The following is a 15222-nucleotide window of genomic DNA, read 5'->3' on the forward strand; positions in this document are numbered from 1 at the left end:
CCCAACAGCCCTCCCGCTCAGGAGCACCCGTGGACCCGCTCGACATCGCGCGATGGCAGTTCGCCATCACGACGGTCTACCACTTCTTGTTCGTCCCGATCACGATCGGACTGTCGGCGATGGTCGCCGGCTACGAGACCGCCTGGTTGCGCACCCGCAACCCGATGTACCTGCGGCTGACGAAGTTCTTCGGCAAGCTGTTCTTGATCAACTTCGCCATCGGCGTGGTGACCGGCATCGTCCAGGAGTTCCAGTTCGGCATGAACTGGTCGGACTACTCCCGCTTCGTCGGTGACGTGTTCGGCGCCCCGCTGGCGATCGAGGGGCTGTTGGCCTTCTTCCTCGAGTCCACGTTCCTCGGCCTGTGGATCTTCGGCTGGGACCGGCTGCCCGCCAAGCTGCACGCCGCCTGCATGTGGATCGTGCACCTCGGCACCCTCGCCTCGGCGTACTTCATCCTGGCCGCGAACTCCTGGATGCAGCACCCGGTCGGCTACGCGTTCAACCCCGACACCGGGCGCGCGGAGATGACCGACTTCGCCGCCGTGCTGTTCAACAAGGTCCAGCTGGTCACGTTCCCGCACGTCATCCTCGCGGCGTACATGACCGGCGCGGCACTGGTCGCCGCCGTGGCGTTCTGGCACCTGCGCCGTCACCGCGACGGCTCCCCGGACGCCACGATGTGGCGCAAGTCCCTGCGCACCGCCGCTGTGGTCGTGCTGGTCAGCGGCGCCGGCGTGGTCGGTGTCGGCGACATCCAGGGCAAGATCATGACCGACGTCCAGCCGATGAAGATGGCGGCCGCGGAGGCGCTCTACGAGACCGAGGCACCCGCGGAGTTCTCGGTCTTCACCTATGGCACCCCGGACGGCAAGGAGGAGAAGTTCTCCATCACCATCCCCAACGTGCTCTCCTTCCTGGCCACCGGCACCTGGGACGGCGAGGTCAAGGGCATCAACGAGCTGCGCGAGCAGTACCAGGAGACCTACGGCGAAGACCCCGGCACGACGTACTACTCCGCCGGCGACTACACCCCGAACATCCCGGTCACCTACTGGACCTTCCGGTTCATGATGGGCCTCGGCTTCGCCGCGATGATCGTCGCCGCCTGGGTGCTCTGGGCGACCCGCAAGGGCCGCATCCCCCAGCACCGGCTGCTCTACACGGCGATGCTCCTGCTGCCGTTCATGCCGCTGTTCGCCAACTCGACCGGCTGGATCTTCACCGAGATGGGCCGCCAGCCCTGGGCCGTGTTCGGCCTGATGACCACCCAGTCGGCCGTCTCCCCCGGCGTCACCGCCGCGCAGGTGCTGACCTCGCTGATCGCCTTCACCCTGGTGTACGGCGTCCTGGCGGTGGTCGAGGTCAAGCTGCTGCTCAGCGCGATCCGCAAGGGCGCCGACGAGATCGGCGAGGACGACCTGCCGCAGGTGCGCACCAAGGACGACGACGACAAGCCGTTCGCGTTCGCCTACTGAGCCTCGAGAGCACGAAGAGAGAACACGAGACATGGAACTCACCACCGTCTGGTTCGCGCTCATCGCGATCCTGTGGATGGGCTACTTCGCCCTCGAGGGCTTCGACTTCGGCGTCGGCATGCTGCTGCCGGTGCTGGGCAAGTCCGAGCGCGAGCGTCGCGTCCTGATCAACACCATCGGCCCGGTCTGGGACGGCAACGAGGTCTGGCTGCTGGTCGCCGGCGGCGCCACGTTCGCCGCCTTCCCGGAGTGGTACGCCACGCTGTTCAGCGGCTTCTACATGCCGCTCCTGCTGATCCTGCTGGCCCTGATCGTGCGCGGCGTCGCCTTCGAGTACCGCCACAAGCGCAACGATCTGACCTGGAGCCGGCGTTGGGACGCGGCGATCATCGTCGGCTCGGTCGTCCCGGCCCTGCTGTGGGGCGTGGCGTTCGCCAACATCCTGCGTGGCGTGCCGATCGACGCCGACCTGGAGTACGTCGGCGGGTTCTTCAACCTGCTCAACCCCTACGCCCTGCTCGGCGGCGCGATGACGCTGCTGCTCTTCCTCACCCACGGCGCGATGTTCATCGCGCTCAAGACCGACGGCCCGATCCGGTACGCCGCGCGCGGCCTGGCCGTCCGCATCGGCCTGGCCGCCGCCCTGGTCACCGTGGCGTTCCTGGTGTGGACCCAGGCCGAGACCGGGACCGGCGCCTCCGCCGTGGCCTTCGGGGTCGCCGCGGTCGCGCTGGTCGGCGGCCTGCTCTCGGTCCAGGCCGGACGCGAGGGCTGGGGCTTCCTCGGCACCTTCGTCGCGATCGCGCTGGGAGTCGCCGGGCTGTTCCTGGCGCTGTTCCCCGACGTCATGCCGACCTCGCTGATCGACGGCACCAGCCTGACCACCACCAACGCGGCGGCGACGACCTACACGCTGAAGATCATGACCTGGACGGCCGCGATCTTCACCCCGCTGGTGCTGGCCTACCAGGGCTGGACCTACTGGGTGTTCCGCAAGCGGATCGCGGTGCACCACATCCCCGAGGCCGAGCTCGCGGCCGCCCGCGACTGACCCGCCCCGCAGCCACCCGGCCCCTCCGGCCGGGTGGCTGCGGCGCACCCCGCACCGCCCCCCCCCCCACCCCCCCCCACAGCCGCCCGACACCGCCGCCCGACCGCCTGACCGGAGCACCGAGATGAAGCCCACCGACCCGCGCCTGCGCGCCCACCTCACCCCCGCGCGGCTCCCCCTCGCGGGCGTCCTGGCGGCCGGTGTCGTCGGTGCGGTGCTGATCATCGGGCAGGCCTGGGCGGTGACCGGCCTCGTGGTCGCGGCCGTCCGCGGCGAGGACCTCGCGCCCTGGGCGCTCGGGGTCGCAGGCGTCTTCGTGGCCCGGGCGCTGTCCTCGTGGGCCGGCGACCTCGCCGCGGCACGGGCCGCCTCGGTCGTCGGCACCCACCTGCGCCGGCAGGTGAGCGCCGCGCTGCTGCGGCGTCGTACCTCCGAGCCCGGCGACGCGGTGCTGCTCACCCGCGGCGTCAGCGCGGCCGAGCCCTACCTCACCCGCTACCTACCCGCCGTCGTGCTGGCCGGCGTGCTGCCCGCGCTGACGGTGGTCGTGATCGCGACCCAGGACTGGCTCAGCGCGCTCATCGTGGTGCTCACCTTGCCGCTGGTGCCGGTCTTCGGTGCCCTGGTCGGGGTGGCCACCCGCGACAAGGCGGAGAAGCAGTGGCGCGCGATGGCCTCGCTGTCCGGGCACTTCCTCGACGTCGTCCGCGGCCTGCCCACGCTGGTCGCCTACCGCCGGGCCCGCACCCAGTCCGACACCATCGCGCGCACCACCGACCGCTACCGCCGCGCCAGCGCCGCCACCCTGCGCATCGCCTTCGCCTCCTCGGCGATCCTCGAGCTCGTCGCCACCCTCTCGGTGGCCCTGGTCGCGGTGACGGTCGGCATCCGCCTGGCCCACGGCGGGATGGCGCTGGAGACGGCGCTGCTGGTGCTGCTGCTGGCCCCGGAGGCGTACTGGCCGCTGCGCCGGGTCGGCGCGGAGTTCCACGCCGCCGCCGAGGGCGTCGCGACCTTCGAGCAGGTCCACGACCTGCTCGAGACCGCCCCGCCGGAGGAGCCCGGCACCCCGGCGCCGGCCCGCGGCGACCTGGAGCTCCACGGCCTCACCGTGGTCCACCCCGGGCGCACCGTCCCCGCACTGGACGCCGTCGACGCCCGCATCCCCGACCGCGGGGTGACGGTCGTGGTCGGCCCCTCGGGCTGCGGCAAGTCCACCCTGCTCGGCGCCGTGGTCGGCCTGGTGCCGGTGAGTGCCGGCACCATCCGGGTCGGCAACCGCGAGGTCGGCGGCACCGCCTGGCGCAGCCAGGTCGCGTGGGTGCCCCAGCGGCCGGTCTTCGTCGCCGGCTCGATCGCCGACAACCTGCGCCCCGCCCGCCCCGACGCGTCGTACGACGAGCTGTGGGACGCCCTGCGCCGGGTCGCGCTGGAGGAGCGCATCCGCGCGCTGCCGGCCGGCCTGGAGAGCCCGCTCGGCGAGGACGGTGCCAGCCTCTCCGCCGGCGAGCGGGCCCGGCTCGCGCTGGCCCGCGTGGTGCTGGCCGACCGCCCGTGGGTGCTGCTCGACGAGCCGACCGCCCACCTCGACGACCTCACCGAGCGCGTCATCGCCGACACCATCGTCGAGCTCGCCCGCGACCGGGCGGTCGTGGTGGTCGCGCACCGCCCCGCCCTGATGACCCTGGCCGACCACGTGGTCACCCTGCCCGCCCCCGCACGTCCCCGTGCCGCCGACGACGTCGTGGTGACCGCGACCGCCGGTGCCCCCGTCCCCGCCGCGCAGGCGGCCCCGGAGCCGACCCCGGACCCCGCGCCCGCCCCCGAGCAGGAGCCGGTGTCCCGGCTCGGCCTCGGCGCCTCGACCGTGATCGGCGCCCTGGCGTCGCTGTCCGGCATCGCCCTGACCGCGACCGCCGGGTGGCTGATCGTGCAGGCCTCCACCCACCCGCCGGTGCTGACGCTGATGATGGCGGTGGTCGGCGTCCGCGCCTTCGGCCTGGCCCGCCCGGTGCTGCGCTACGTCGAGCGGCTGCGCTCCCACGACGTCGCGCTGCGGATGCTGGCCCGGCGCCGCGTCGAGGTCTACGACGCGCTGGTGCCGCTCGTGCCCGGCCGCCTCGGCAAGCGGCGCGGCGACCTGCTCGCCTCGGTCGTCGACGACGTCGACAGCGTCGTGGACGACGCGCTGCGGGTGAAGCTCCCGCTGCGCTCCTTCGTGCTGGTCGCGCTCGGCGCCACCGTGATCACCGCAGCGATCCTCCCGGTGGCGGGCGGGATCGTGCTGGCCACCTGCCTCACCGCCGGCGTCGCGGCCTGGGTGCTGGCCCGCCTCGGCGCGCGCACCGCCGAGCGCGCCTCGGTCGCCCAGCGCGCCGCGCTGTCGGAGGCCGCCGTGGAGATCGCCCAGGTCGCCCCGGAGCTGGTGATGTGGCAGGCCGGGGACCGCGCGGTCTCCCGGGTGGCCGCGCTCAGCGACCGGCTCGGCCGCGCCACGCTGAGCGCCGGCGCCTGGCTGGGCGCCGCCCGTGCGGCGGTCCTGATCACCTGCGGTGTCGGCGTGGCCGTCATGGCCTGGCGCGGCGCCCCGGCGTACGACGCCGGCGAGGTCTCGGCGCCCGTGCTCGCGCTCCTGATCCTGGTGCCGCTCGCCCTCGCCGACTCGATCGTGCCGATCGCCGAGGCGGGCGCCCTCTCCGCCCGCACCCGCGCCGCCACCGCCCGCCTCACCGCCCTCGAGCAGACCCCGCCCGCGGTGCGCGCCACCGTCGCCGACCCGCTGCCCCGCGACCACGACGTGGCGGTGCGCGAGGTCCGCGCCGGCTGGGGCACCGACCACAGCACCCGTCAGTGGGCCCTGGACGGGGTCGACCTGGCCGTCGCTCCCGGCGAGCGGGTCGGCGTGGTCGGCGCCTCCGGCTCGGGCAAGAGCACCCTGGCCGCCCTGCTGCTGCGCTTCCTCGACCCGGCCGAGGGCACCGTCGCGCTCGGCGGGACCCCGCTGACCCACCTCGACCCCGACGACGTACGCCGCGTGGTCGGGCTGGTCGATGACGACCCGCACGTGTTCTCCTCCACCCTGGCCGAGAACATCCGCTTCGCCCGGCCCGGCAGCAGCGACGCCGAGGTGGAGCAGGCGCTGCGACGCGCCCGCCTGGGCGACTGGCTCGACTCGCTGCCCGACGGGCTCGACACCTGGATCGGCGCCGGCCACGCCCAGGTCTCCGGTGGCGAGCGGGCCAGGATCGCGGTCGCCCGCTCCCTGCTCGCCGACCACCCGGTGCTGGTGCTCGACGAGCCGACCGCACACCTGGACCACGCGACCGCCACCGACCTGGCCGCCGAGCTTCTCACCGGACCGCGCAGCCGCAGCCTGGTGTGGATCACCCACGACGACGTGGGCCTCGACCTGCTGGACCACCGCCTCGACCTCGATGACCCGGCGGGGTTCCGCGCGCACCCTCGCGCCAGCCGGGCGCCGCGGTTCTGACAGCCCCGGGGCCGAGAGCTCAGAGCACCCGGCGGAAGTCCAGCTCGCGCAGCGGATCCCAGCCACCGCCGAGCTGGCGCCCGGTCAGCCGGGTCCAGCGCAGCCGCACGTGGTGGGGGCGCGACCCGGCGGCCCAGGGCCGCGGCGCCCAGACCCGCCCGATCTCGGCGAGCTCGGCCTCGTCGGTGACGTGCTCGGCGGGGCCGTGCGCGACGACGCTCCAGCCGCGCTGGTGCTCGTGGTCGATGCGGTCGATCTCGTAGGCGATCGGGGTGCCCGGGTCCACCCCGGCGAGCAACGAGTCCGGCGTCACCCGCACGAGCACGGCGTCGCCGACCACGGAGTGGTTCAAGGGCAGCACGTGCAGACCCGCCGGCGTCGCGAACGCCATCCGGCCCGCCACGGTGGTGCGCAGCAACGTCTCGCAGTCCTCAGCGGCAAGGTCGAGCAGGTCCTGCACGGGTACCTCCTGGGCCGGCGGTCGGGGCGCCAGTATCGCAGCAGCCGGGCCGCGCCACGGGTCCTAGGTCCCGGCGCGCCGGGCCGTCGGGCCGTGGACACCCACGGGGGCAGACGACAGGATCGCGACATGGAGACCACTACCCAGTTCGACCTTGACGACGTCCCCCACGGCAGCGTCGTCGTCGCCTTCGACGGTTCCGACCACGCCCAGAACGCCCTCTCCTGGGCGGCTGCGCAGGCGCGGTCGGAGAACCGGCGGCTGGCCATCCTCGAGGCCGTCGAGCCGATGAGCGCGAACACCCGCACGATGCTGCTGAGCACCGGCATCCACCCCGAGACCCTCCAGGACCAGATCATCGGCGAGGCCCACGAGCGGATCGCGACCGCCGCGCAGGAGCTCACCGAGGCCCACCCGGGGCTCGAGGTCATCTCGGTGGTCCGGGTCGGCGACCCCCGCGACCTGATCCTCGCCGCGGGCTCGCGCGCCGACGTCCTGGTGCTCGGCTCCCGCGGGCGCGGCCCGGTGCGCTCGCTGCTCCTGGGCTCCACCAGCGTCGCGGTGGCCCGGCACGCGACCTGTCCAGTGGTGGTCATCCGGCCCGACCAGCGCCCCGCGGGCACCCGTCACGGCGTGCTGGTGGGCGCCGACGGCACCGAGCACTCGCTGCCCGCGCTCGAGCGCGCCTACCGCGAGGCCGCCGCCCGCGACCTGCCGGTGACCGTCATGCACGCGTTCTGGGACCTGCTCGCCGCGGGCACCGCGGCCCACCTGGTGCCGCAGGAGCGCGGCCAGGAGGAGACCGAGGAGATGCAGGTGCTGCTCGCGGAGTCGGTCTCCGGGTTCTCCGAGAAGTACCCCGACGTCGAGGTACACCTCCAGCTGGCCCGTGGGCTGGTGGAGGAGGCACTCGCCTCCGGGGCCCGCGACGCCGACCTCGTGGTCGTCGGTCGCCACCGCACCGGCCCGCTGCGCGCGATCCTGCGCGGCTCGGTCTCGACCGCGGTGCTCGAGCACGCCGAGTGCCCTGTCATGGTCGTGCCCTCCGAGGACGACTGAGCGGCCGGGCTACGCGCTGGCTCAGCCACCCGCGCGGGTGACGCGCGCGTGGGTCAGATCCTCGACCAGCACGAGGGCCACGTCGTCGGTCACCCGGCCGCCGACGTGGGCACTCAGGCGCTCGACGAGCCTGTCCAACGCCGCGGGCAGCGGGCGACCGGTGAGCACCTGGGCGCCGGGGTCGAGGCCGAAGAACTCCCCCGCCTCGTCGCGTGCCTCGACCAGGCCGTCGGTGTAGAACAGCACCCGCCCGCCTGCGCGCCAGGGATGCACGACGAGCTCGGGGTCCGGCATCAGGCCGAGCGGCGGCGTGGGCTCGCCGGTGTCGAGCACGCGGGTGCCGTCGGCGTCGAGCAGCAGCGGCGGGTGGTGTCCGCAGTTCGCGAGCGCGATCGTGCCGTCGTCGCGGAACTCCGCGAACACCGCCGTCACGAACTCCTCCTCGTCGATCAGCCGCGAGATCACGTCGTCGACGCGCCGCGCGAGCGCGGCGGGGTCCGGGGCGCTCAGGGCCGCCTGCCGGAACGCCCCCAGCACCGACGCCGCGGTCTGCACGGCGGGCAGGCCCTTGCCGCGCACGTCGCCGACGATCACGCGCACGCCGAACGGCGTCGCGGCGATCTCGTAGAGGTCCCCGCCGATCGCGGCCTCCTCGGTCGCCGAGACGTAGCGGACCGCGAAGCCCAGCGTGCCGATCCGCTCGGGGGAGGCACGCAGCACCGCACGCTGTGCGGCGTCGGCGATGACGGTCAGCCGGCGCAGTCGGGCCTCACGCCGCTCGCGGGTCTCGGCCGACACAAGCGCGAGGACGCCGAGCGCCAGGCAGGTCAGGCCACGCACGGCGAACTCGGTGGGCCCGTAGTCGTCCGACCACGAACCCACGAGGAGCGTCGCCGCCAGGGCGACCAGCCCTACCCCGGCGGTACGACGAGCCGTGGAGATCATCGCGGTGACCAGCGCCCCGATGCCGAAGCCCCCGGTGAGTGCCACGACGGAGACCCGGTCGAGCATGGCGACGAGCAGGACGATGCTCAGCCCCGCCCACACCCCGGGGTCTCGCACCCACGAGGCAGGGACCTCCTCGACGGCCACACTCATGCGGCCAAGGATTCCAGAATCCGCAGCCGCCACGCACATCCGCCCTGCACAGGGAGGGGCCCCTGGAGGCCCTCCCCAGCACGTCGCCACCGGCCGGTATCGCCAACATCACCTCCCAGCCGACGGCCGCGCCCACCGCTGACGCAAGATCGAGGTTGTCCGAGCCCCACCGAGAGCCCAGGAGAACGATCCGCGTGAGCGCCCGCCGAGTCCTGCCCACCGACGAAGCCGCCGACCTGGTCCGCCTGGTCCGCCAGATCGCCGCGACCGAGCTGGCGCCGCGCGTCGCCGAGGCCGAGCGCACCGAGACCTTCCCGCGCGAGGTGTTCCGGATGCTCGGGCGCACCGGCCTGCTGGGACTGCCCTATCCCGAGGAGCACGGCGGCGGGGGCCAGCCCTACGAGGTCTACCTCCAGGTGCTCGAGGAGGTCGCCGCGGTGTGGGCGTCGGTCGGCGTGGGGGTCTCGGTGCACGCACTGTCCTGCTTCGGCCTGGCCACGCGCGGCACGCCGGAGCAACAGGCCCGCTGGCTGCCCGACATGCTCGGCGGCGAGCTGCTCGGCGCCTACTGCCTCTCCGAGCCGCACGCCGGCTCCGACCCGGCGGCGATGACCACCTCCGCGCGCCGCGACGGCGACGACTACGTCCTCACCGGCGCCAAGGCCTGGACGACGCACGGCGGCCACGCGGACTTCTACAAGGTGATGGCCCGCACCGGCGAGGACCGCAACGGCATCTCCTGCTTCCTGGTCCCCGCCGACAGCCCGGGCCTGAGCGCGGACCGGCCCGAGGACAAGATGGGCCTGACCGGCTCGGCGACCGCGACGATGCGCTTCGACGGGGTGCGGGTGCCGGTCGAGCGCCGTCTCGGCGAGGAGGGTGACGGTTTGCGGATCGCCCTGGCCGGGCTGGACGCCGGCCGGCTCGGCATCGCCGCGGTGGCGACCGGCCTCGCGCAGGGCGCGCTGGACCAGGCCGTGGCGTACGCCAAGGAGCGCGAGACCTTCGGGCGCCGGATCATCGACCATCAGGGCCTGGGCTTCGTGCTGGCCGACATGGAGGCGGCCGTGCAGACCGCGCGCGCGATGACGCTGCACGCGGCGCGGCTCAAGGACGCGGGGCGCCCGTTCTCCCGCGAGGCCTCGATCGCCAAGCTCGTCGCCACCGACAACGCCATGAAGGTCACCACCGACGCCGTGCAGGTGCTCGGCGGCTACGGCTACACCCGCGACTTCCCGGTGGAGCGCTACATGCGCGAGGCGAAGGTCATGCAGATCTTCGAGGGCACCAACCAGATCCAGCGCCTGGTCATCTCCCGCGGCCTCGCCGGTCCCGACGTCGCGCCGATCGAGCACGCCTAGGTCGGGCCTGGCGGGCCCTCAGCCGCGCGAGCGGACCCGGACCGCTAGCAGCGTGGTGTCGTCGTCGCGCTTGCCGGGTACGGCGGCCAGCAGCCGGTCGGCCCAGCGCTCGAACTCGCCGGGCTGCTCGGTGGGCGGTGCGATCGCGCCGAGCTGGGCCATGGAGACGCCGAGGTTGACGCCACGACGCTCGATCAGGCCGTCGCTGTAGAGCAGCAGCGTCGCGCCCGGCGCGAGCTGCACCTCGCTCTCCACGGCGGCGACCACGCCGAGGCCGAGCAGCGGTCGGCGTCCGACCTCCAGCTCGTGCGACGTATCGCCCTCGACCAGGAACGGCGGCGGGTGACCGGCCGCGGCCAGGGTGGCGCGTCCGCTCACCGGATCCACGATCGCGATCAGCGCGGTCGCGACCGCGTGCTCGAAGAGCCCGTCCATGAAGCGGTCCGTGCGGTCGAGCGCCGAGGCCGGGGACTCCCCCGCGAACAGGTGGGCGCGCACCGCGGAGCGGACCTGGGTCATCGTGGTGGCCGCCGCGACGCCGTGTCCGGCGACGTCGCCGACGACGAAGGCGACGCGTCCGTCGTCGAGGGGGAAGGCGTCCCACCAGTCCCCGCCGAGCTGGAAGGTGGAGGCCGGCACGTAGCGGGCGATCACGTCGAGGCCCTCGAACTGCGGTGCCGTCTGCGGGATGACGCTGCGCTGCAGCGACTCGGCCACGTCGATCTGCTCGCGGGCGTTGAGGAACAGCAGGCCGGCGAGGTGGCTGGCGAGGGCGACCGCGGCGTCGAGGTGCCACGGCTCCCACTGCGCGGCGCGACCCTGCACGACCTGCTGCCACTTCTCGAAGGACCTGCGCGGGCTCAGCCGCATCTCGGAGCCCTCGGCGCGGGCGAGCAGCTTGTTGGTCGGGTCGCCGCCCCAGGCGACGACGCGACGCAGCTCGGGCCGGAACCACACCAGCCACCGGTCGGGGGCCGAGCCGACGACCAGCGCGCCGGCCGCGACGTCGGCGTAGGGCGCGAGCTCGGGGTCGAGCTCGGAGAGGCGGGAGCTGGCGGCGGGCCGGTTGCTCTCCTGGCCCAGCAGCGCCGCGACCCGGCGTACGACGGCCTCCTCCGGCACCTCGCCCAGGGTGCTCACGACGCCGTCGAAGCACAGCGCGACGCCCGTGGCGCCCATCAGCGTCAACAGGTCCGGGTCGTCGAGCAGCGAGACGAGGGCGCGGGGGCCGCTCGCCGAGGTGCGCGCGGTGATCTCGCCGAGCAGGCGGCCGCTCTCCAGCTGCGCGTCGCGCAGGTCGGAGCGCTGACGCTCCGCGATCAGCTGGGAGGCCGCCTGGCCGAGGAACTCCGAGGCCGCACGGACGTCGTGTCCGGGCCGGTGCGGTCCGGAGTAGTGGTGGCACGCGATGAGCCCCCACAGCTCGCCGTCGATGACCAGCGAGACCGACATGGAGGCTGTGACGCCCATGTTGCCGAGGTACTCCAGGTGGATCGGCGACACGCTGCGCAACACCGACTGCGACAAGTCGAGCGGCTGCCCGGTGGCCGGGTCGCACCCCGGCGACAGCGCCACCGGCAGGTAGTCGACGTCCGCGATCAGCCGGGTCCAGTTGACGGTGTAGAGGCGCCGCGCCTGCGACGGGATGTCGGTGGCGGGGTAGTGCAGGCCGAGGAAGGGGTTGAGGTCGGCGCGTCGCTCCTCCGCGACCACCTCACCGTTCCAGTCCTCGTCGAAGCGGTAGACCATCACCCGGTCGAAGCCGGTCAGCCCGGCCACCTCGGTGGCGAGCTGGGCGCTGAGCTCGAGCACGGTGCTGGTGCGGGCCAGGCGCTGCATCGCGCCACGGGCCAGGCGGTAGGAGGGCATCGCGACGGCCACGTCGACGGCCGGCTCGATCTCGACGATGATCCGCTCGCCCGAGACGTGCACGTTGACGTCGAGCTCGGCACCCAGCGCACCGACACGCTGCGCCACCTCCTCGACCACCAGGCGCAGCGTCTCCCCGCCCGTGCGCTCGACCGACTCGGCGATGGTGCGGGCCGCGCGCTCACCCAGCACGTCGGCGAGCGGCGCGCCGAGCAGCCGGTCGAGGTCGAGCCCGAGCATCTCCTTGACGTTGTCCGAGGCCATCGCGACCCGGAGATCGGCGTCGAGGGCGAGCAGCACGCCGTGGGGCTGGATCGCGCCCGGGACGTGGATGGGCTCGCGCTCGCAGTTGGTGAGCGTCGCCGGCTCGTACGCCGGGGTGTGCGCCTCCGGCCGGCCCTGGGGCGCGGTGGCCTGACCAGACGTCATGGCCACCTCCCGATCCGGCCACCCTGGGTGGGCAGCAGCAGCCCACATCTTCGCAGCCGCGGCGGGGAAAGACCACTGGTCGCGGCGGGCGGAGCGACGCTCAGGCGCCGGTGTCGATCCAGTAGCGGCGCTTGGCGCCCCGGATGTCCTCGAGGACGCCGCCGTTGCCCTCGATGGTCCGCCGGGAGCCCTCGTTGTCCTCGTCGCACGTGACCAGGACCCGCTCCAGACCAAGCTCCCGCGCCTCGCGGAGCGCAAGGGTGAGGGCGCGGCCGGCGTGCCCCTCGCGGCGCCGGCTCGGGCGCACGGAGTAGCCGATGTGACCGCCGAACTCGTGCAGCCAGTCGTTGAGCTCGTGGCGCAGCGCCAGGTGGCCGACGACCTCCTCGGCCTGGTCGCTGTCCGAGCCCTCGGGCGCGTCAGCGCTGTCGGCGACGATCCAGAAGAACGTGCACGGCACCCGGTCATCGGGCAGCGGCGTGGCCGGGTCGGCCTGGGCGAGCAGGTGCTCGACCGCCCGCCGGCAGCCGGACTCCGTGGTGTCGAGGTCGGGGAGGTCACCGAGGCCGGACCCGTCGATGTGGCCGCCCTCGAACTCCGCGACCGTGGCCGCCCACGAGTCCTTCCAGGTGACGTCGGGGCGCACGAGACGAGTCATGGCCCCATCCCACCAGATGCCCCTGGCCGCCGCGCCGTCGGCGAGGGAGCCCTAGAGTGCGCGCCGTGAACGGCTACGAGCACGACCACACCACCGCCGAGGAGCTGCAGGCCGAGGTCGAGCTCTACTCGCCCTTCACCGCCGCGGTCCGCGACCTCGTCGACGCGAGCATCCGCTCCCTCGCCGGCCCCGAGGAGATCCGCGCCGCGCAGGCCGAGATCGAGGCGGTGACCGCGCGACTGCGGGCCGAGCAGCTGCCCGGCTCCTACGGCGTGCGGCTGCGGGACGACGGCACGGCCCGCTCCTGGGGCAACGCGGTGGTGGGGCTGCGCAACCCGGTCGCGCCCCCGCTGCGCATCCAGTCCGACGGCGAGAAGGTGTGGTCCGACTTCCACCTCGGCGCCGCCTACGAGGGCCCGCCGACGATGGTGCACGGCGGGGTGACCTCGCTGCTGCTCGACCAGCTCCTGGGCCACGCGGCGAGCGCCGCCGGTCGGCCGGGGATGACCGCGAGCCTGACGCTGAGCTACCGGCGCCCCACGCCGCTGGGCGACCTGCGCGCCGAGGCCTGGGTGGACCGCAGCGAGGGCTACAAGACCTGGGCGAAGGGCGTGCTCATCGGCCCGGACGGTGTGACGGTCGAGGCCGAGGGCCTCTTCATCCTGCCGCGCTGGGCGCGCGAGCAGGTCGCACCCGAGGACATCCCCGCGTCCTTCGAGTAGCCGCCCCGGGGGCCGGGGCGGCCGCGCTCAGTCCCCGACCTTGGTGCCGCGCTCGCGCTCGTCGGTGAGCCGGGCCTCCTCGGCGGCCTGGGCCTCGAGCTCGGATCGTCGCGCCTGCTCCGCGGCGTCGCGCGCCGCGTCGTACTCGCCGGGCTCGGAGACCAGGTCGGCCGCGCCTCCCTCGAGACGGCCGAGCGCGCTGCGTGCGAACACCTGCTGCTCGGTGGTGGTCCGCTCGGAGCGACCGCGGCCGATGAAGGAGACCGCCCAGCGCAGCACCGCCGTCACCCGGTTCTTGAATCCGGTGAGGTAGAAGAGGTGCACGACCAGCCACATCAGCCAGGCGATGACGCCGCTGAGGCGCAGGTTGCCGACCATCGCCACCGCACGGAAGCGGCTGATGATGGCCATCGAGCCCTTGTCGAAGTACTTGAACGGGCCCTGGGAGGGCTTGCCCCGCAGCCGGCCGTCGATCTCCTTGGCGGCGTACTTCGCGCCCTGGATCGCGACCTGCGCGACGCCCGGGAGGTTGTCGAGGGCGATCATGTCGCCGACGACGAAGACCTCCGGGTGCCCGGGGAGGGTGAGGTCGGGGTTGACGCCGATGCGTCCCGCGCGGTCGAGCGGCGCACCGGTCTGCTCGGCGAGGGTGCGGCCGAGCGGGCTCGCCTGCACGCCCGCGGCCCAGATCTTGGCGACGCTCTCGATCCGCTCGACGCGACCGTCCTTGAACTTCATCTGCAGGCCGCGCTCGTCGACGTCGGTGACCATCGCACCGAGGATCACCTCGACACCGAGCTTGGACAGCTCGCGCTCGGCCTTGGTGCCGAGCTTGGTGCCGAACGGCGGCAGCACCTGGGGTGCGGCGTCGACCAGGACCACCCGGGCCTGGTGGGTGTTGATGGCACGGAAGTCCCGGCGCAGGGTGCGGTGCGCGAGCTCGGCGATCTGGCCGGCCATCTCCACGCCCGTCGGCCCCGCGCCGACGACCACGAAGGTCAGCAGGTGGTCGACCGGCTCGCCGCGACCGGCGGCCAGCTCGGCCAGCTCGAAGGCGCCGAAGATCCGCCCGCGCAGCTCCAGGGCGTCGTCGATGCTCTTCATCCCGGGCGCGAACTCGGCGAACTGGTCGTTGCCGAAGTAGGACTGCCCCGCGCCGGCGGCGACGATCAGGGAGTCGTACGGCGTGACGCTCTCGCGTCCCAGCACGTGGGAGACGACCTCGCGGCGCTCGAGATCGATCTGGGTGACCTCGCCGAGCATCACCTGGGCGTTCTTCTGCCCCGAGAGCACCTCACGGGTCGGCGGCGCGATCTCGCCCTCGGACAGGATGCCGGTGGCCACCTGGTAGAGCAGCGGCTGGAAGAGGTGATGGGTCGTCTTCGCGACGACCGTGACGTCAACGTCGGAGTCATGGAGCGACTTGGCCCCGAAGAGGCCCCCGAAGCCGGAGCCGATGATCACGACACGGTGTCGCCCGGGTCGACCGGGCCGCTCCGGTTGTCCGGTGCCGTCGTTCGCTGCCAGCGCTGCCATGAAGTGACCTT

At 73.6% G+C, this 15222-nt stretch carries 11 protein-coding genes; 6 read left to right on the forward strand and 5 right to left on the reverse strand.

Annotation, left to right across the window (positions count from 1 at the left end; all coding sequences use genetic code 11):
- Positions 1–29: 29 nt before the first annotated feature.
- From GFH29_RS18445 to cydD, 3 genes are all read left to right on the forward strand, one after another.
- Positions 30–1478 carry a cytochrome ubiquinol oxidase subunit I gene (locus GFH29_RS18445; RefSeq protein WP_153325207.1) on the forward strand — a complete coding sequence of 483 codons (1449 nt, stop codon included), beginning with the start codon at positions 30–32 and terminating at the stop codon, positions 1476–1478.
- Between the two features lie 31 nt (positions 1479–1509).
- Positions 1510–2529, forward strand: coding sequence for a cytochrome d ubiquinol oxidase subunit II (cydB, locus tag GFH29_RS18450; protein ID WP_153325208.1), 1020 nt, complete (start codon positions 1510–1512; stop codon positions 2527–2529).
- A 124-nt stretch (positions 2530–2653) separates the two neighbouring features.
- Complete coding sequence (gene cydD / locus GFH29_RS18455; protein ID WP_153325209.1) at positions 2654–6019, forward strand: thiol reductant ABC exporter subunit CydD; 3366 nt, start codon at positions 2654–2656, stop codon at positions 6017–6019.
- Between the two features lie 19 nt (positions 6020–6038).
- Here the strand turns inward: cydD and GFH29_RS18460 are convergent, their stop codons facing one another.
- A complete protein-coding gene (locus GFH29_RS18460) occupies positions 6039–6479 on the reverse strand; it encodes a pyridoxamine 5'-phosphate oxidase family protein (RefSeq protein WP_153325210.1) in 441 nt (146 codons plus the stop codon).
- A 129-nt stretch (positions 6480–6608) separates the two neighbouring features.
- Here GFH29_RS18460 and GFH29_RS18465 point away from each other — a divergent pair, with 129 nt between their 5' ends.
- Positions 6609–7538 (forward strand): universal stress protein, encoded by a 930-nt coding sequence (locus GFH29_RS18465; RefSeq protein ID WP_153325211.1) that lies wholly within the window; start codon positions 6609–6611, stop codon positions 7536–7538.
- A 21-nt stretch (positions 7539–7559) separates the two neighbouring features.
- Here the strand turns inward: GFH29_RS18465 and GFH29_RS18470 are convergent, their stop codons facing one another.
- Positions 7560–8636: a PP2C family protein-serine/threonine phosphatase gene (locus GFH29_RS18470; RefSeq protein ID WP_153325212.1), complete on the reverse strand. Its 1077-nt coding sequence runs from the start codon at positions 8634–8636 to the stop codon at positions 7560–7562.
- Positions 8637–8830: 194 nt separating this feature from the next.
- Between GFH29_RS18470 and GFH29_RS18475 the strand changes: the two genes are divergently transcribed.
- Positions 8831–9997 (forward strand): acyl-CoA dehydrogenase family protein, encoded by a 1167-nt coding sequence (locus tag GFH29_RS18475; protein WP_153325213.1) that lies wholly within the window; start codon positions 8831–8833, stop codon positions 9995–9997.
- 18 nt (positions 9998–10015) lie between these two features.
- Here GFH29_RS18475 and GFH29_RS18480 read toward each other — a convergent pair whose 3' ends face one another.
- Both GFH29_RS18480 and GFH29_RS18485 read right to left on the reverse strand, forming a co-directional pair.
- Entirely contained in the window at positions 10016–12295 is a 2280-nt protein-coding gene (locus GFH29_RS18480) for a SpoIIE family protein phosphatase (RefSeq protein WP_194289095.1), read from the reverse strand.
- Positions 12296–12395: 100 nt separating this feature from the next.
- On the reverse strand, positions 12396–12953 hold the full coding sequence (locus tag GFH29_RS18485; protein ID WP_153325215.1) for a GNAT family N-acetyltransferase: 558 nt from the start codon (positions 12951–12953) through the stop codon (positions 12396–12398).
- 65 nt (positions 12954–13018) lie between these two features.
- On the opposite strand from GFH29_RS18485, the gene GFH29_RS18490 reads away from it, so the two are divergent.
- Positions 13019–13675 carry a PaaI family thioesterase gene (locus GFH29_RS18490; protein ID WP_153325216.1) on the forward strand — a complete coding sequence of 219 codons (657 nt, stop codon included), beginning with the start codon at positions 13019–13021 and terminating at the stop codon, positions 13673–13675.
- A 27-nt stretch (positions 13676–13702) separates the two neighbouring features.
- Here GFH29_RS18490 and GFH29_RS18495 read toward each other — a convergent pair whose 3' ends face one another.
- A complete protein-coding gene (locus tag GFH29_RS18495) occupies positions 13703–15211 on the reverse strand; it encodes an NAD(P)/FAD-dependent oxidoreductase (RefSeq protein WP_153325217.1) in 1509 nt (502 codons plus the stop codon).
- Between the last annotated feature and the right edge of the window lie 11 nt (positions 15212–15222).

Source organism: Nocardioides sp. dk884, assembly GCF_009557055.1.
Taxonomy (GTDB): domain Bacteria; phylum Actinomycetota; class Actinomycetes; order Propionibacteriales; family Nocardioidaceae; genus Nocardioides.